This is a genomic window from Enterobacter sp. ODB01, assembly GCF_001623605.1.
Taxonomy (GTDB): Bacteria; Pseudomonadota; Gammaproteobacteria; order Enterobacterales; family Enterobacteriaceae; genus Enterobacter; species Enterobacter kobei.
The window spans coordinates 1219528-1237239 of the sequence record NZ_CP015227.1 but is presented as its reverse complement, the minus strand read 5'-3'; the positions used below and the strand labels follow the sequence as shown (position 1 = coordinate 1237239).

Sequence of the window (17712 nt, the reverse complement as noted above, 5' to 3'; positions counted from 1 at the left end):
TTGATGGCCATACTCGGATTACAGGGTGTCCGTGGCGGTGTGGGTACCACATCCGTTACCGCGGCGCTGGCGTGGTCATTACAGCTTTTAGGTGAATCGGTGTTGGTGATTGACGCCTGCGCCGATAATTTGCTGCGTATGTCGTTCAACGTCGACTTCACTCGTGAAGCGGGTTGGGCACGCGCGTTGCTTGATGATAAAGACTGGCGGGATGCAGGGCTGCGCTATACCTCTCAGCTTGATTTACTGCCTTTTGGTCAGCTCACCACCACCGAACGTGAGAATGAAGCCGCTTATCAGCGGTTGTTTTCGCAGTTCACGCTTGCATTGCAAAGTCTGAAAGAAAAAGGCCACTACCAGTGGATCCTGGTGGATCTGCCGCACGGCGCCGGGACGTTAACCCGGCAGCTTATCGCGCAGTGCGATCATGTTCTCTCCATCGTCAACGTGGATGCAAATTGCCATATTCGTCTGCATCAACAGGGGCTGCCGCAGAATGCGCACCTCCTGATTAACGACTTACGCATCGGGAGCCAGATCCAGGACGATCTCTACCAGGTCTGGCTACAGAGTCAGCGTCGCCTGCTACCCATTGTGATTCACCGGGATGAAGGAATGGCAGAATCCCTGGCCTCCAAGCAGCCGCTCGGCGAGTACCGCAGCGATTCCCTGGCGGCAGAAGAGATCCTCACGCTGGCTAACTGGTGTCTGCTGAACTTCGCCAACGCGGCGGAGCCGGCAGGGAGTTCGGTATGAGTCGACTCGCCAGTTGGTTCCTTATCCCGCCGGTTAATGCGCGTCTGAGCGAACGCTACCGACATTTTCGCCGGCATGGTGCCTCGGCATTCAGTGCCGCGCTTGGATGTTTCTGGATGATTATGGCCTGGATGTTCATTCCGCTTGAACATCCGCGCTGGCAGCGCATACGTGCGCACCATAATGAATTATATCCACACATTAACCCTGACCGGCCGCGGCCTTTGGATCCGGCGCGTTATCTCATTCAGGCCGTCTGGCTGGTCGTCACCTCGTCGCAGCGAGAACGCCAGACGCCGCACTGGCGCAGTTTCTCCCGCGTTCAACAGCTGCGCGAGCGCTATCACCAGTGGCTGGATAAATTGCCTGACAGCGTGACCGACAAAACCAGCCATCTGGATAACCAAAAAGAGCTCGGGCACCTCCACCCGGGCCTGCGGCGTTTTATCCTCGGCGTGATTGTCGTGTTCTCACTGATTCTGGCGCTGGTCTGTATTACGCAACCCTTCAATCCCCTGGCGCAGTTCACCTTCCTGATCCTGCTGTGGGGCGTGGCGTTGCTGGTGCGTCGTATTCCGGGCCGCTTCTCGGCGCTGATGCTGATTGTGCTGTCGCTGACCGTTTCCTGCCGCTATATCTGGTGGCGTTATACCTCAACGCTGAACTGGGACGACCCGGTGAGTCTGGTCTGCGGTCTGATTCTGCTGTTTGCCGAAACCTATGCCTGGATTGTGCTGGTGTTGGGGTATTTCCAGGTCATCTGGCCGCTCAATCGCCAGCCCGTGCCGCTGCCGAAGGACACCACGACGTGGCCGACTGTCGATCTCTTCGTCCCAACCTACAATGAAGACCTGAGCGTGGTGAAAAACACCATTTATGCTGCGCTCGGCATCGACTGGCCGAAAGATAAACTCAAGGTCTGGATCCTGGATGACGGCAACCGCCCAGCGTTCCGCCAGTTCGCGGAAGAGGTCGGCGTCGAATACATCGCCCGTCCGACGCACGAACATGCTAAAGCCGGTAACATCAATAACGCGCTGAAGTATGCCACCGGGGAGTTTGTCTCGATCTTTGACTGCGACCACGTACCTACGCGATCGTTCCTGCAGATGACCATGGGCTGGTTCCTGAAAGAGAAAGAGCTGGCGATGATGCAGACGCCGCACCACTTCTTCTCGCCGGACCCGTTTGAACGCAACCTTGGCCGTTTCCGTAAGACCCCGAACGAAGGCACGCTGTTCTATGGTCTGGTGCAGGATGGTAACGACATGTGGGACGCCACGTTCTTCTGCGGCTCCTGTGCGGTTATCCGCCGTAAACCGCTGGATGAAATTGGCGGTATTGCCGTCGAAACGGTGACTGAAGATGCGCACACCTCGTTGCGTCTGCACCGTCGGGGTTATACCTCGGCCTATATGCGTATTCCTCAGGCCGCCGGTCTGGCGACGGAATCGCTCTCGGCGCACATTGGTCAGCGTATTCGCTGGGCGCGCGGCATGGTGCAGATTTTCCGTCTCGATAATCCACTGATAGGGAAAGGGCTCAAGCTGGCGCAGCGTCTCTGCTACGTCAACGCGATGTTCCACTTCTTATCCGGCATCCCGCGGCTGATCTTCCTGACCGCGCCGCTGGCGTTTCTGCTCCTTCACGCCTATATCATCTACGCCCCGGCGCTGATGATTGCGCTGTTTGTTCTGCCGCACATGATCCACGCGAGCCTGACGAACTCGAAGATTCAGGGTAAATATCGCCATTCCTTCTGGAGTGAAATCTACGAAACGGTGCTGGCCTGGTACATTGCGCCGCCAACGATGGTGGCGCTGATCAACCCGCATAAAGGGAAATTCAACGTCACCGCGAAGGGGGGGCTGGTGGAAGAGGAGTACGTCGACTGGGTGATCTCCCGTCCGTATATCTTCCTGGTGTTGCTGAACATCGTTGGCGTCATCGCCGGTATCTGGCGTTACTTCTACGGCCCTGAAAATGAAATCCTGACCGTCTTTGTGAGTATGGCCTGGGTCTTCTACAACCTGATTATTCTTGGCGGCGCGGTGGCGGTGTCGGTGGAGAGTAAACAGGTTCGTCGCGCGCATCGCGTTGAAATCTGCATGCCCGCGGCGATTGCCCGTGAAGATGGTCACCTCTTCTCCTGTACCGTGCACGACTTCTCTGACGGTGGTCTGGGGATCAAAATCAACGGCCAGGCGAAAGTGCTGGAAGGGCAAAAAGTTAACCTGCTGCTTAAGCGTGGCCAGCAGGAGTATGTCTTCCCGACGCAGGTAGCGCGTGTGGCGGGCAATGAAGTCGGTCTGCAACTGATGCCGTTGACCAAAAAGCAACACATTGATTTTGTGCAGTGTACGTTTGCCCGTGCGGATACATGGGCTCTCTGGCAGGACAGCTTCCCGGAAGATAAACCTCTGGAAAGCCTGCTGGATATTCTGAAGCTGGGGTTCCGTGGCTATCGTCACCTTGCAGAATTTGCCCCGTCGTCGGTGAAATTAATTTTCCGGTCACTTACTTCGCTGGTTTCCTGGGTCGTATCGTTCATTCCTCGTCGTCCTGAGCGGGATGAGGCGAAGCAGGCGGACCCGGTTATGGCTCAACAATGATGATAACGCGATGAAAACAAAACTTTCCTGGTTATGTGCAGTGGCAATGGGGATGAGTGCGCTCCCCGCAACAATGGCTAACGCAGAGCCTGATAACGCAGCGGCAACGCCTGCGCCAACAGTGCCTGTGGTCGCGCAGGCAACCGATCCGGTTATTACTGCCGCGCCCGGTCAAACAGAAAATGTCATTCCGAACCAGCCAACGGAGGGGAACACTCTACCCGCCGAGAACCCGGTTATCGGACAGGTGATGCCGGGTGTTCGGGGGGCGAATGCGCCCGTTGTCGCGGAAAATGCCCCGTCACGCGACGTCAAGCTGACCTTCGCGCAAATCGCGCCGCCGCCGGGCAGCATGGTGTTGCGCGGCATCAATCCTAATGGCGGCATTGAATTTGGCATGCGCAGCGATGAAGTCGTCTCGAATGCCGTGCTGAACCTTGAATATACCCCGTCGCCGTCCCTGCTGCCGACCCAGTCTCAGTTGAAGGTTTACCTGAACGATGAGCTGATGGACGTACTGCCGGTTACCAAAGAACAACTGGGTAAGAAAACGCAGGCGCAGGTGCCGATTAACCCGCTGTTCATTACCGACTTTAACCGCATTCGTCTGGAGTTTGTGGGTCACTACCGCGATGTCTGTGAAAACCCGGCCAGCAACACGCTGTGGATGGACATCGGGCGTAACTCCTCGCTGCAGATGACCTATCAGTCCCTGGCGCTGAAGAACGATCTCTCCGCCTTCCCGGTGCCGTTCTTCGATCCTCGTGATAACCGTCCGCTCACGCTGCCGATGGTGTTTGCGTCGTCCCCGGACGTAACCGAGCAGCTGGCGGCCACCATTGTGGCTTCCTGGTTTGGTTCGCGTTCCGGCTGGCGTGGTCAGAACTTCCCGGTGATGTATGACAAAATGCCGGACAGAAACGCGATTGTATTTGCCACTAACGCGAAACGTCCTGCCTTCCTGCGCGATCATCCTGAAGTCAAAGCGCCAACCATTGAGATGGTCAGCCACCCGGATAACCCGTACGTGAAGCTGCTAGTGGTCTTTGGTCGTGACGATAAAGATCTGGTCCAGGCGGCAAAAGCGATTGCCCAGGGCAACGTTCTTTTCCGCGGCAACAGCGTCGTGGTGGACGAGGTCAAGCCGCTGCTGGCGCGTAAACCTTATGATGCGCCAAACTGGGTGCGTACCGACCGTGTCGTGACGTTTGGTGAGCTGAAAACCTATGAAGAGCAGCTGCAGGCGTCCGGGCTTGAACCCTCGCCTATTAGCCTGTCATTGAACCTGCCGCCGGATCTGTACCTGCTGCGTACCAACGGCATTGATATCAATCTTAACTACCGCTATACCGCCCCAGCGACGAAAGACAGCTCGCGCATGGATATCAGCCTGAACAACCAGTTCCTGCAATCGTTCAGCCTGCAAAGTACCCAGGACACTAACCGACTGATGCTTCGCCTGCCGGTGCTGCAGGGGCTGCTGGACGGTAAAACGGATGTCTCCATTCCGGCACTGAAGCTTGGGGCAATCAACCAGCTGCGTTTTGACTTCCAGTACATGAACCCGATGCCTGGCGGTTCGGTGGATAACTGCATCACCTTCCAGCAGGTTCAGAACCACGTTGTCATCGGCGATGAGTCGACCATCGACTTCTCGAAGTACTATCACTTCCTGGCGATGCCGGATCTGCGCGCCTTTGCTAATGCAGGCTTCCCGTTCAGCCGCATGGCCGATCTCTCTGAGTCCATCGTTGTGATGCCAAAAGCGCCAAACGAAGGTCAGGTGACAACCCTGCTTGATACCATAGCAACCGTTGGGGCCCAGACGGGATTGCCGGCAATTAACGTCACGTTGACGGACGATGGCAGCCAGATCCAGAACAAAGACGCTGACATCATGGTCATCGGTACGATTCCGGATAAGCTGAAGGATGATAAGCGTATCGATCTGCTGGTGAAAGCCACGGAGTCCTGGGTTAACACCCCGCTGCGCCAGACCGATTTCCCGAGCATCATGCCGGATGCGAACGATCGCCAGGCCAGCGCGCAGACGGCCGTCACCTCTCAGGGGGCGATGGCTGCGGTAGTGGGCTTCCAGTCACCTTATAACGATCAGCGTAGCGTGGTGGCGCTTCTGGCGGACAGCCCGCGTGGCTATGAACTGCTGAATACGGCGATGAACGACAGTGGTAAACGTGCCGCGATGTTTGGCTCTGTGTCGGTGATCCGTGAGTCTGGCGTCAACAGCCTGCGCGTGGGTGATGTGTACTACGTCGGCCATCTGCCGTGGTTCGAACGCCTGTGGTATGCGCTGTCTAACCATCCGGTTCTGCTCGCCATCCTGGCCGCGGTCAGCGTGGTCTTGCTGGCATGGGTGCTGTGGCGTCTGCTGCGTATCATCAGCCGTCGTCGCCTCAACCCGGATGAGTAAGATGTGATGAAAGCCTTTCGCTGGTGTGCAGTAGCAGCGTTGATGCTGGCGGCGCTTCCTCTTCGCGCCGCCTGTACCTGGCCTGCCTGGGAGCAGTTCAAAAAGGATTACATCAGCGAGGGCGGGCGCGTCATTGATCCCAGTGACACGCGCAAAATTACGACGTCGGAAGGGCAAAGCTATGCGTTGTTCTTTGCCCTGGCCGCCAACGATCGCCGCGCGTTTGAGCAAATACTGACATGGACGCGCGATAACCTTGCCGGCGGCAATCTCAACGACCATCTCCCTGCCTGGCTCTGGGGGCAGAAAGACAAAGAAAACTGGGCGGTGATTGATACCAACTCCGCCTCAGATGCCGATGTCTGGATCGCCTGGTCACTGCTTGAAGCGGGCCGGTTATGGAAACATCCGGACTACACCCGCACGGGTAAGGCGCTGTTGAAACGCATTGCCGGTGAGGAAGTGGTGAAAGTACCAGGGCTCGGCGCCATGCTGCTTCCGGGTAAAGTCGGTTTTGCTGATGAAAACGCCTGGCGCTTTAACCCCAGCTATCTTCCTCCGCAGTTAGCAAGCTATTTCACCCGCTTTGGTGCCCCGTGGACCACGCTTCGTGAAACGAATCTGCGACTGCTGCTGGAAAGCGCGCCAAAGGGGTTCTCGCCGGACTGGGTGCAGTATCAGAAAAACAGAGGCTGGCAGTTAAAGCAGGATAAAGCGCTGGTAGGGGGCTACGACGCTATTCGTGTCTATCTTTGGGTGGGCATGATGAGTGATAAAGACCCTCAGAAAGCCCGGTTGCTGACGCGCTTCCAGCCGATGGCGGCAAAAACAATGAAACAGGGCGTGCCGCCGGAAAAAGTGGACGTGGCGACGGGTAAACGCACCGGCAATGGTCCGGTCGGGTTCTCTGCCGCCATGCTGCCGTTTTTACAACAGCGCGATGCTCAGGCGGTTCAGCGCCAGCGCGTTGCAGACCATTTTCCCGATAACAACGCCTATTACAGCTATGTACTGACTCTCTTTGGTCAGGGATGGGATCAGCATCGTTTTCGCTTCACCGCTAAAGGTGACTTAATACCGGATTGGGGCCAGGAATGCGCAAGTTCACAGTAAATTTACTCACTTTATCGCTTGGGCTGGCACTGATGCCGCTGGCGCAGGCCGTTAACTCTCCGCAGCAGAAACAGCTGCTGGAGCAGGTTCGGCTGGGCGAGTCGACACAGCGTGAGGATTTGGTTCGTCAGTCGCTCTATCGTCTTGAACTGATTGATCCGAACAACCCTGATGTTATCGCCGCCCGTTTTCGTTACCTGCTGCGCCAGGGCGATACCGGCGGTGCGCAAAAAGAGCTGGATCGCCTGAAAGGGATCGCTCCGGGCTCCAGCGCGTATCAGTCCTCACGCAATACGATGCTGCTTTCCACCCCGGATGGCCGACAGCAGTTACAGCAGGCGCGCTTGCTCGCCACGACAGGGCACACTCAGGAGGCGATTGCCGCCTATGACAAGCTCTTTGACGGCAACCCGCCGGGTGGCGACGTGGCGACGGAATACTGGAATGTGGTGGCGAAAGATCCTGCCCGCCGCAATGCGGCCATTAACCAGCTGAAAAAAATTAACAGCAGCAGCCCCGGTAATACGCAGCTGCAGACGACGCTTTCCCAGCTCCTGTTCCAGAGCGGGCGCCGTGATGAGGGCTTTGCGGTCCTGCGGGAGATGGCTAAATCGACCGGCGGCCGCAGCCAGGCGTCTGACATGTGGTATGAGCAGATCAAAGACCAGCCTGCCAGCAGCGCCAGCGTCAGCGCGTTGCAAAAATACCTGAGCGTTTTCAGCGACGGCGATAGCGTCGCGGCGGCGCGTGCCCAGCTTGAAGCGCAGCAAAAACAGCTCGCAGACCCGGCCTTCCGGGCGAAAGCGGAAGGTCTGGCGGCAGTGGATGCCGGGCAGGGGAGTAAGGCGGTTGCGGAGCTGCAAAAAGCCGTCAGCGCCAACCATGCTGACAGTGAAGCGGTGGGTGCCCTGGGACAGGCTTATTCCCAGAAAGGCGATCGTGCCCGCGCGGTGGCGCAGTTCGAAAAGGCCATAGCCCTCGACCCGCAGAGCGATAACCGGGGTAAATGGGACAGTTTGCTGAAGGTCAACCGCTACTGGCTGCTGATCCAGCAGGGCGATGCGGCGCTCAAGGCGTATAACCCGTCACAGGCGGAACGTTACTATCAGCAGGCACGTAACATCGACAATACCGACAGTTACGCGGTGCTGGGCCTGGGTGATGCCGCGGCGGCACGTAAAGATAACGATGCGGCGGAGCGTTATTATCGTCAGGCGTTGCGTATGGACAGCGGTAACAGCAATGCGGTTCGCGGTCTGGCCAATATTTACCGCGCACAGTCACCGGAGAAAGCCTCGCAGTTTATCCAGTCGCTTTCTGCCAGCCAGCGCCGGAGCATTGATGATATTGAACGTAGCCTGACTAACGAGCAACTGTCTGCCCAGGCCGAACAGCTGGAGAATCAGGGGAAATACGCCCAGGCAGCAGAAATACAGCGCCGCCGTCTGGCGCTCTCGCCAGGCGACGTCTGGATAACGTATCGTCTCTCGCGCGATCTCTACAGCGCGGGCCAGCGCAGCCAGGCGGACACCCTGATGCGCCAGCTTGCCAGCCAGAAACCGTCTGACCCGGATCAGGTGTATGCCAACGGGCTCTATCTCTCCGGGAACAATCAGGACCGGGCCGCGCTGGCGCATCTGGATACGCTGCCGCGTAGCCAGTGGAATGGCAACATTCAGGAACTGGCCGACCGTCTGCAAAGTAACCAGGTGCTGGAAACCGCCAACCGCCTGCGCGACAGCGGTAAAGAGCAGGAGGCGGAAAACCTTCTGCGTCAGCAGCCGACCTCTACCCGTATCGACTTAACGCTGGCCGACTGGGCGCAGCAGCGTGGCGATCTGGAATCGGCGAAAACGACGTACAACGCCGTCCTGCAGCGTGAGCCGCAGAACGAGGACGCGATCCTCGGTCTGACCGAGATTTATAGCGCGCAAGGTAACAAGGACGCTGCGCGTGCCGAGCTGGCGAAACTGCCTGCCGCGCAGAATGGCGAACCGTTATCCCTCAATATGCAGCGTCGGATCGCGATGGCGCAGGCGGGGCTGGGCGATTCCGCCGCCGCAGAGCAAACCTTCAACAACATCATTCCGCAGGCCAAATCGCAGCCTGCCTCAATGGAAAATGCGCTGGTGTTACGTGATGCCGCGCGCTTCCAGGCGCAGAACGGTCAGCCTCAGCAAGCGCTGGAGACGTATAAAGACGCGATGGTGTCATCAGGCATCACGACGACCCGTCCGGTGGACAACGACAGTTTCACCCGTCTGACGCGTAACGATGAAAAAGATGACTGGCTGAAGCGCGGCGTACGGAGTGACGCCGGTGATTTGTACCGTCAGCAGGATGTTAACGTCACGCTGCAGCACGATTACTGGGGCTCCAGCGGCACGGGGGGCTATTCCGATCTGAAAGCCCATACCACCATGCTCCAGGTCGATGCCCCGCTCTCTGATGGCCGCATGTTCTTCAGAAGCGATTTGGTCAATATGGACGCCGGTTCATTTGATAACAATAACGGTACGTACGACCCTAAATGGGGGACCTGCTACGAAACACCGTGTAGCGGCAGCACCCATCAGAGTGACAGTGGCGCCAGCGTCGCCGTCGGCTGGCAGAATAAAACCTGGTCGATGGATATTGGTACCACCCCGATGGGCTTTGACGTCGTCGACGTGGTGGGCGGCCTGAGCTACAGCAGCGATCTGGGTCCCATCGGTTATACCGTCAATGCCCATCGTCGGCCAATCTCCAGTTCACTGCTGGCCTTCGCCGGGCAGAAAGATACCAATACCGGCACCACCTGGGGCGGCGTACGTGCGACCGGGGGGGGCGTAAGCATCAGCTATGACAAAGGTGAGGCGAACGGCGTCTGGTCAAGCCTGAACGCAGAAACGCTGACGGGTAAAAATGTGGAAGATAACTGGCGCGTCCGCTGGATGACGGGTTACTACTACAAGCTCATTAATAAAAACAACGAGCGCCTGACGGTCGGCGTCTCCAATATGCTCTGGCATTACGACAAAGACCTGAGCGGATATACCCTGGGTCAGGGCGGCTATTACAGCCCGCAGGAGTATGTCTCCTTCGCACTGCCGGTGACCTGGCGTAAACGCACGGAAAACTGGTCCTGGGAGCTGGGCGGCTCTGTCTCCTGGTCACACTCCAAAACCAAAGATGAACTGCGCTACCCGATTCAGAGTCTGATCCCGACCGATGAACCCGGCCGCTATACTGACCGGGGGGCGATGGAAACCGGCAGCAGCAGCTCCGGCACGGGTTATACCGCACGGGCGATTATCGAACGCCGGGTCACGTCCAACTGGTTTGTAGGCATGGGCGTGGATATTCAGGAAGCGAAAGACTATACCCCAAGCCATGCGCTGATTTATGTGCGTTACTCTGCCGCAGGCTGGCAGGGCGATATGGACTTACCGCCGCAGCCGCTCATTCCTTACGCGGACTGGTAATCGGATTTTCCTTAATCCATTTGTAAGTCTCTCTTAATAGCACAGCAATCGGGTATACTCAGGCGCGCCAGGTTTACACCCTGGCGCGCCCTGCGCTTCGAGTTTTGTGGAGAGTCATTTTGCGTGTCAGCCGTTCCTTAACGATCAAACAGATGGCGATGGTGTCTGCCGTCACGATGCTGTTTGTCCTGCTTTTCTGCGTCATTTTGCTGTTTCATTCCGTGCAGCAGAATCGCTATAACACGGCTTCGCAGTTAGAAAGTATCGCCCGCTCGGTGCGCGGCCCACTCTCCGCCTCGATCCTGAAAGGGGATATTCCCGAAGCGGAAACCATTTTAAAACGCATTCAGCCTGCTGGCATCGTGAGCCGCGCGGATGTCGTCTTGCCCAACCAGTTCCAGGCGCTGCGGATGAGCTTTATCCCGGAACGCCCCGTCCCGATGATGGTCATGCGCCTGTTTGAACTGCCGGTGCAAATTTCTCTGCCTCTCTATTCGCTGGAACGTCCTGCCAATCCGCAGCCGCTGGCCTACCTGGTCCTGCAGGCAGACTCGTATCGCATGTATAAGTTCGTCATGAGTTGGGTGGTTACGTTAGTGACCACTTGCTTACTTATGACCCTGATTCTCAGCGTGGCGTTAACCTGGTGTATTAACCGGTTGATTGTGCATCCGTTGCGCCGTATCGCCCGCGAGCTGAATGCGCTTGCGCCGCAGGATCAGATGGGTCACCAGCTTGAACTGCCGCGCCTTCATCATGACGATGAGATCGGGATGCTGGTACGCAGCTATAACCTCAACCAGCAGCGCATCCAGCGTCAGCAGGATGAGTTAAATAACAGCGCCACGCGATTCCCGGTGTCAGAACTTCCTAATAAGGCGTTTCTGATGGCGATGCTGGAGCAGACGGTTGCGCGCCAGCAAACCACGGCGCTGATGGTGATCGCCTGTGAAACCCTGCAGGATACGGCGGGCGTGCTCAAGGAGAGCCAGCGTGAAATGCTGCTGCTGACGCTGGTGGAAAAGGTGAAATCTGTCCTGGCCCCGCGCATGGTGCTGACGCAGGTCAGCGGTTACGACCTGGTGGTGATAGCCAACGGCGTGAAAGAGCCGTGGCATGCCATCACATTAGGTCAGCAAGTGCTCACTGTCATTAATGAGCGACTGCCTGTTCAGGGGATCCAGCTGCGTCCAAGCGCCAGTATCGGTATCGCCATGTACTACGGTGATTTAACGGCGGAGCAGCTGTATCGCCGCGCGTTCTCGGCGGCGTTTACCGCCCGGCGCAAAGGCAAAAATCAGATCCAATTCTTCGACCCGGAACAGATGGAAAAGGCGCAGCAGCGCCTGACGGAAGAGAGCGACATCCTGACCGCGCTGGATAACCGTCAGTTTGCTCTCTGGCTACAGCCGCAGGTGAATCTACAGACGGGTGAAGTAAAAAGCGCCGAGGCGCTGCTCCGTGTACAGCAGCCGGACGGCTCATGGGAGCTGCCGGAGGGGCTGATTGAACGCATTGAATCCTGTGGCCTGATGGTCACCGTCGGTTATTGGGTGCTGGAGGAGTCCTGCCGCCAGCTTGCCGCCTGGCAGGAGCGCGGCGTGACGCTGCCGCTGTCGGTTAATTTGTCTGCGTTGCAGCTCATGCATCCGACGATGGTTTCCGAAATGCTGGAGCTGATCAATCGCTACCGGATCAAGCCTGATACGCTGACGCTGGAAGTGACGGAGAGCCGACGCATTGACGATCCTAACGAAGCCGTTGCCATTCTGAAGCCGCTGCGCAATGCCGGCATTCGCATCGCTCTGGACGATTTTGGTATGGGCTACGCCGGGCTGCGTCAGCTTCAGCATATGAAAACCCTGCCGGTGGATGTGCTGAAAATCGACAAAGCGTTTGTCGAAGGGCTGCCAGAGGACAGCAGCATGGTGCAGGCCATTATTCAGATGGCGCGCAGTCTCAATCTGCATCTGATTGCCGAGGGGATTGAAACCGACGCGCAGCGCATCTGGCTGGCAGAGGCGGGCGTAGAGAGCGGTCAGGGCTTCCTTTTTGCCGCTGCTGTTCCTGCAGATGTCTTTGAACAACGCTACCTTCCCGGTGCTGACAATCACGCAAAAGTGTAATTTTGTTGCTGGCTTGTGCGAGCCAGCTCAAAGTTCTTAACATTTGTGTTTCAAATTTGAACTGAGTTTATTTCTGTCCTGTTATACGGGTGTTATTTTAGAGCCGCAGGTTAACCATAACCTTACAAAACCTGTGGTTTTTCTTCCCAAGGACACCTTATGAAAACCTCACTCTTCAAAAGTCTCTATTTCCAGGTCCTGACAGCCATCGCCATCGGTATTTTGCTGGGGCATTACTACCCTGAGCTGGGCGCGCAAATGAAACCGCTTGGCGACGCGTTCGTGAAGCTCATCAAAATGGTCATCGCCCCGGTAATCTTCTGTACGGTTGTCACGGGCATCGCTGGCATGGAAAGCATGAAAGCGGTAGGCCGTACCGGTGCTGTGGCGCTGCTCTATTTCGAAGTGGTCAGTACCCTTGCGCTGATTATTGGTCTGATTATCGTTAACGTGGTCCAGCCTGGTGCGGGCATGAACGTTGACCCCTCAACGCTCGATGCCAAAGCGGTCGCGGTCTATGCCGAGCAGGCGAAGGATCAGGGCGTGGTAGCCTTCCTGCTGGACGTGATACCCGGCAGCGTCATTGGCGCGTTTGCCAGCGGAAACATTCTGCAGGTACTGCTGTTTGCCGTCATGTTTGGCTTTGCCCTGCACCGTCTGGGCAGCAAAGGCCAGCTTATCTTTAACGTGATTGAGAGCTTCTCACAGGTCATCTTTGGCATCATCAATATGATCATGCGCCTGGCGCCAATCGGTGCCTTCGGTGCGATGGCCTTCACCATCGGTAAGTATGGCGTCGGTACGCTGGTGCAGCTGGGCCAGCTGATTATCTGCTTCTATATCACCTGTATTCTTTTCGTGGTGGTGGTGCTGGGCTCCATTGCCCGTGCGACAGGTTTCAACATCTTCAAATTTATCCGTTACATTCGTGAAGAGTTGCTGATTGTGCTGGGGACCTCTTCTTCAGAATCGGCGCTGCCGCGTATGCTCGACAAGATGGAAAAGCTTGGGTGCCGTAAGTCGGTGGTCGGGCTGGTGATCCCGACGGGCTACTCCTTCAACCTTGATGGTACGTCGATATACCTGACGATGGCGGCGGTGTTCATCGCTCAGGCGACCAACAGCCATATGGATATTTTCCATCAGATCACCCTGCTGGTGGTGCTCCTGCTCTCCTCGAAAGGCGCGGCAGGCGTAACGGGCAGTGGCTTTATCGTGCTGGCGGCCACCATTTCTGCGGTGGGGCATCTGCCGGTGGCGGGCCTGGCGCTGATTCTCGGTATTGACCGATTTATGTCCGAGGCGCGCGCATTAACCAACCTGGTAGGTAACGGTGTGGCGACGGTCGTTGTCGCGAAATGGGTGAAAGAGCTGGATCACAAAAAACTCGACGATACGCTGAATAATCGCGTGTCTGATAGCAAAACTCCTGGTTTAACCTCCTAATCTTGTTACAAATGCCCGCATTCCCTTGTCGGGATGCGGGCTCCTGCGCATAATAACCCTTCATACCTGTCATAATTCGACAAGATTTTTTTTGGGTATATTTCACTTCGGACCGTGACGTTTTGCCGAACGCGCGGTCTAATCGACGTGTTTTCATCGTCATCTTTTAGAGTGCAGCGCGTCGCGAGACACTCTTTTTAACCAGGAATGTTGATCAGGGGTTCACATGCAGGGCACAAAAATTCGACTCTTAACCGGCGGTTTGCTGATGATGGCAGCAGCCAGTTATGTGCAGGCAGATGCGCTCCAGCCAGACCCGGCCTGGCAACAAGGCACGTTAGCGAACGGTTTCCAGTGGCAGGTTTTATCCACCCCGCAACGTCCGAGCGATCGTGTTGAAATCCGTCTGTCCGTTAATACCGGCTCCCTTACGGAAAGTACTCAGCAAACCGGTTTTAGCCATTTTATTCCCCGTCTGGCGCTCACTCAGAGCGGCAGCCTGCAAGCGGTTCAGGTGCGTTCGCTGTGGCAACAGGCCATCGATCCAAAACGCCCGCTGCCTCCGGCTGTGGTCTCCTATGACTACACCATGTTTAACCTGAGCCTGCCAAATAACCGTAACGATCTGCTCAAAGAAGCGCTGACCTATCTCGCTGATGCCTCAGGCAACCTGGCGATTACGCCGGATACCGTTAACTATGCGCTGAGCAACAGCGACATGGTGGCGACCTGGCCTGCGGATACCAAAGAGGGCTGGTGGCGCTACCGTCTGAAAGGTTCAACGTTGCTGGGTCACGATCCGGCGGAGCCGCTGAAGCAGCCGGTCGATGCCGAACAGGTGAAATCGTTCTACCAGAAATGGTACACCCCGGACGCCATGACGCTGATTGTGGTTGGTAATGTCGATAGCCGCGCGGTGGTTGAACAGATCAACAAAGCGTTTGGCGATTTGAAAGGCAAGCGTGAAACGCCTGCCCCGGTTCCGACACTCTCTCCGCTGCGCGCCGAGCCTGTCAGCATTATGACGGACACCGTGCGTCAGGACCGACTCTCCGTGATGTGGGATAACGCCTGGCAGCCTATCCGCGAGTCCGCCGCGCTGCTGCGCTACTGGCGTGCCGACCTGGCGCGTGAAGCGTTGTTCTGGCACGTTCAGCAGACGCTCAGTAAGAATAACGTGAAGAATATTGGTCTTGGCTTTGACTGTCGCGTGCTTTTCCAGCGTGCGCAATGTGCCATTAACGTTGAATCGCCGGGCGATAAGCTGAATGCGAATCTGGCTGTGGTCGCCAAAGAGCTGGCAAAAGTGCGTAATGAGGGCCTCTCTGAAGAGGAGTTCAATGCGCTGGTGGCCCAGAAAAAACTGGAGCTGCAGAAGCTGTTTGCGACCTACGCGCGTGCCGATACCGATATTCTGATCAGCCAGCGCATCCGCTCCCTGCAGAATCAGGTTGTCGACATTGCGCCTGAACAGTACCAGAAGCTTCGTCAGGATTTCCTGAACGGTTTGACCGTGGATATGTTAAATCAGGATTTACGTCAGCAGCTGTCGCAGGATATGGCATTGATCCTTATGCAGCCGAAAGGCGAGCCGGAATATGACATGAAGGAACTTCAGAAGACCTGGGATTCTATTATGGTTACCGCGCCGCAGCCGGCGACCGCAGCGGATGATTTACACCCGGACGCGACGGATATTCCGCAAGGACAGTAATGCGTAGACATGCCCTCTCCCTGTGGGAGAGGGCCAGGGTGAGGGCATCAGCCCGTACTTTGGTTAAACAGGCATCGCCTCACGCGGAATAATCGCCCCGCGATACTGAATCACGGTGCTGGCCGTCAGGTGTCCGCGCTGTGCCGCGGCTTCCGGCGTTCCCCCGGTCAGACGTACCGCCAGGTAACCCGCGCTGAAGGAGTCCCCTGCCGCTGTCGTATCAATCACGTTCTCTTTGGCCAGCTTCACCGCCGGGACTTCAACCACCGCTTCACCCGCCATCGCGACCAGACATGATTCCGCCCCGCGCTTAATGACGACTTCGCTTACGCCCGCCGCCTGCGTGCGTGCAATCACGTCATCTACGGGCTTCTCACCCCACAGGGCGTCTTCATCGTCGAGCGTCAGGAACGCAATGTCCGTGCACTGCAGCATCTGCTGATAAACCTGCTGCGTCTCTTCACGGCTGGCCCACAGGCGTGGACGGTAATTGTTATCAAAAATCACCTTACCGCCGTTGGCGCGGCATTTATGCAGCAGCGACAGCAGCTTTTCGCGGCTGACTGGACTGAGGATCGCCAGGCTGATCCCACTCAGATAGAGATAGTCAAAGCTTGCCAGTGCTTCACAAATGGCCGGGGCTGCATCGCTCTCCAGCCAGAACTTCGCCGCGGCTTCGTTACGCCAGTAATAAAACGTGCGTTCGCCGGTGCTGTCGGTTTCGATGTAGTAAAGCCCGGGAAGGCGGTTTTCCATACGCTGGATCAGCGCGGTGCCCACATGTTCATTCTGCCAGGCTTCCAGCATCTGCTGGCTGAAGCTGTCCGTGCCGAGGGCGGTAACATAGTCCACGGAGAGTGCTTCTGGCGCAACCTGACGGGCGATATAGACGGAAGTGTTTAACGTGTCGCCACCAAATCCGCGGCTGACTTCCGCGCCTTTTTGGGACAGCTCAATCATGCATTCGCCAATCACGGCAATTTTTTTGGACATAGTCGTGAACCTGAACAGAAGAATTTATCAGCAGTGTGCGCTGAGTGAATTAGATGGTCAACTATATTAAAACAACGTTCCATTATTTAATTTGAGCCAGCACGTGTTCCGGCAAATTTCTGTCATCTTAATTTCATTTTCCCGGTGAATTGAACATAAAGTTCTCAATTGTCGCGCCGATAACCCAGTGACGAGTCCAGAAAGGCCATCCAACAACAGGACATCTGAAATGAAGTCAGAGCAGGTTATCCAGCGGCTGAGCACTACGCCTGAGGCAAGTATTGAGAACTTGCAGGAGCATCGCTACTGGCTGCAATGTGAGCGTGCGTATACCTATCAGCCGATCTACCGAACGGACGGTCGACTGATGGCCATTGAAATTTTGACCGTCGTTACGCACCCGTCAAACCCTTTACAGCGTATCGCGCCAGATCGCTATTTTGCCGAAGTTGCCGTTCGCCAGCGCCTTGACGTGCTGGAAGAGCAGCTTCGTATGCTGGCGACCAAACAGGCCTTTTTCGATCGGCACAATATCCTCGCCTCGGTTAACGTGGATGGCCCGACACTGCTGGCGCTGCGTCAGAATGCAAAGTTGCAGGAACTGATCGCCACTCTGCCGTGGATGCGTTTTGAACTGGTGGAGCACGTCCGGCTGCCGCAGGACTCCTCGTTTGCCTCGATGTGTGAATTTGGCCCGCTGTGGCTGGATGACTTTGGTACGGGCATGGCGAACTTCTCTGCGCTGAGCGAAGTGCGTTATGACTACATCAAAGTGGCCCGCGATCTGTTTATTATGCTGCGTCAGACCCCGGAAGGGCGAAACCTGTTTACGCTGTTATTGCAGCTGATGAACCGCTATTGCAAAGGGGTGATTGTCGAAGGTGTGGAAACGCTGGAAGAGTGGCGCGATGTGCAAAACTCACCCGCTGCTGCCGCACAAGGTTATTTCCTCTCTCGTCCGGTTCCTATGGATACCCTCGATACCGTCATAACTAACCTCTGATCCGCCCGTTTCCCCTTGTCTGGACTATAGTTTTACAGGACAGGCCATCAGGAA

10 protein-coding genes are annotated in these 17712 nt (G+C 56.6%); 9 read left to right on the top strand and 1 reads right to left on the bottom strand.

The genetic code is table 11. The features are described from left to right. The first annotated feature begins 3 nt into the window (after positions 1-3). The 8 genes from bcsQ (at position 4) to A4308_RS05920 (ending at position 15662) form a co-directional block, all read left to right on the top strand. Positions 4-756, top strand: coding sequence for a cellulose biosynthesis protein BcsQ (gene bcsQ, locus A4308_RS05955; protein ID WP_014885603.1), 753 nt, complete (start codon positions 4-6; stop codon positions 754-756). Beyond that, complete coding sequence (bcsA, locus tag A4308_RS05950) at positions 753-3368, top strand: UDP-forming cellulose synthase catalytic subunit (RefSeq protein WP_014885602.1); 2616 nt, start codon at positions 753-755, stop codon at positions 3366-3368. The genes bcsQ and bcsA overlap by 4 nt, the downstream gene beginning before the upstream one ends. 10 nt (positions 3369-3378) lie before the next feature. Then, positions 3379-5799: a cellulose biosynthesis cyclic di-GMP-binding regulatory protein BcsB gene (gene bcsB / locus A4308_RS05945; protein WP_045135437.1), complete on the top strand. Its 2421-nt coding sequence runs from the start codon at positions 3379-3381 to the stop codon at positions 5797-5799. A 6-nt stretch (positions 5800-5805) separates the two neighbouring features. Next, positions 5806-6912, top strand: a complete 1107-nt coding sequence (gene bcsZ, locus A4308_RS05940; RefSeq protein ID WP_045135438.1) for a cellulose synthase complex periplasmic endoglucanase BcsZ — start codon at positions 5806-5808, stop codon at positions 6910-6912. Continuing rightward, positions 6894-10376, top strand: coding sequence for a cellulose synthase complex outer membrane protein BcsC (gene bcsC / locus A4308_RS05935; protein WP_045281295.1), 3483 nt, complete (start codon positions 6894-6896; stop codon positions 10374-10376). The genes bcsZ and bcsC overlap by 19 nt, the downstream gene beginning before the upstream one ends. A 119-nt stretch (positions 10377-10495) precedes the next feature. Then, positions 10496-12502 carry a biofilm formation regulator HmsP gene (hmsP, locus tag A4308_RS05930; protein WP_014885599.1) on the top strand — a complete coding sequence of 669 codons (2007 nt, stop codon included), beginning with the start codon at positions 10496-10498 and terminating at the stop codon, positions 12500-12502. A gap of 159 nt (positions 12503-12661) precedes the next feature. Further along, positions 12662-13948, top strand: coding sequence for a dicarboxylate/amino acid:cation symporter (locus A4308_RS05925; protein WP_014885598.1), 1287 nt, complete (start codon positions 12662-12664; stop codon positions 13946-13948). Positions 13949-14174: 226 nt separating this feature from the next. Further along, a complete protein-coding gene (locus A4308_RS05920) occupies positions 14175-15662 on the top strand; it encodes a M16 family metallopeptidase (RefSeq protein ID WP_045281296.1) in 1488 nt (495 codons plus the stop codon). A 63-nt stretch (positions 15663-15725) separates the two neighbouring features. On the opposite strand, the gene A4308_RS05915 is transcribed toward A4308_RS05920, so the two are convergent. After that, positions 15726-16655, bottom strand: a complete 930-nt coding sequence (locus A4308_RS05915) for a sugar kinase (RefSeq protein ID WP_014885596.1) — start codon at positions 16653-16655, stop codon at positions 15726-15728. A gap of 229 nt (positions 16656-16884) precedes the next feature. On the opposite strand from A4308_RS05915, the gene pdeH reads away from it, so the two are divergent. After that, complete coding sequence (gene pdeH, locus A4308_RS05910) at positions 16885-17658, top strand: cyclic-guanylate-specific phosphodiesterase (RefSeq protein ID WP_014885595.1); 774 nt, start codon at positions 16885-16887, stop codon at positions 17656-17658. Positions 17659-17712: the final 54 nt, after the last annotated feature.

What these genes read in the sequence shown, in the direction of transcription:
- bcsC (WP_045281295.1), top strand. Translation starts at nt 6,894, where the DNA reads ATGCGCAAGTTCACAGTAAATTTACTCACTTTATCGCTTGGGCTGGCA.
- bcsA (WP_014885602.1), top strand. Translation starts at nt 753, where the DNA reads ATGAGTCGACTCGCCAGTTGGTTCCTTATCCCGCCGGTTAATGCGCGT.
- bcsB (WP_045135437.1), top strand. Translation starts at nt 3,379, where the DNA reads ATGAAAACAAAACTTTCCTGGTTATGTGCAGTGGCAATGGGGATGAGT.
- bcsQ (WP_014885603.1), top strand. Translation starts at nt 4, where the DNA reads ATGGCCATACTCGGATTACAGGGTGTCCGTGGCGGTGTGGGTACCACA.
- A4308_RS05915 (WP_014885596.1), bottom strand. Translation starts at nt 16,655, where the DNA reads ATGTCCAAAAAAATTGCCGTGATTGGCGAATGCATGATTGAGCTGTCC.
- A4308_RS05925 (WP_014885598.1), top strand. Translation starts at nt 12,662, where the DNA reads ATGAAAACCTCACTCTTCAAAAGTCTCTATTTCCAGGTCCTGACAGCC.
- A4308_RS05920 (WP_045281296.1), top strand. Translation starts at nt 14,175, where the DNA reads ATGCAGGGCACAAAAATTCGACTCTTAACCGGCGGTTTGCTGATGATG.
- pdeH (WP_014885595.1), top strand. Translation starts at nt 16,885, where the DNA reads ATGAAGTCAGAGCAGGTTATCCAGCGGCTGAGCACTACGCCTGAGGCA.
- bcsZ (WP_045135438.1), top strand. Translation starts at nt 5,806, where the DNA reads ATGAAAGCCTTTCGCTGGTGTGCAGTAGCAGCGTTGATGCTGGCGGCG.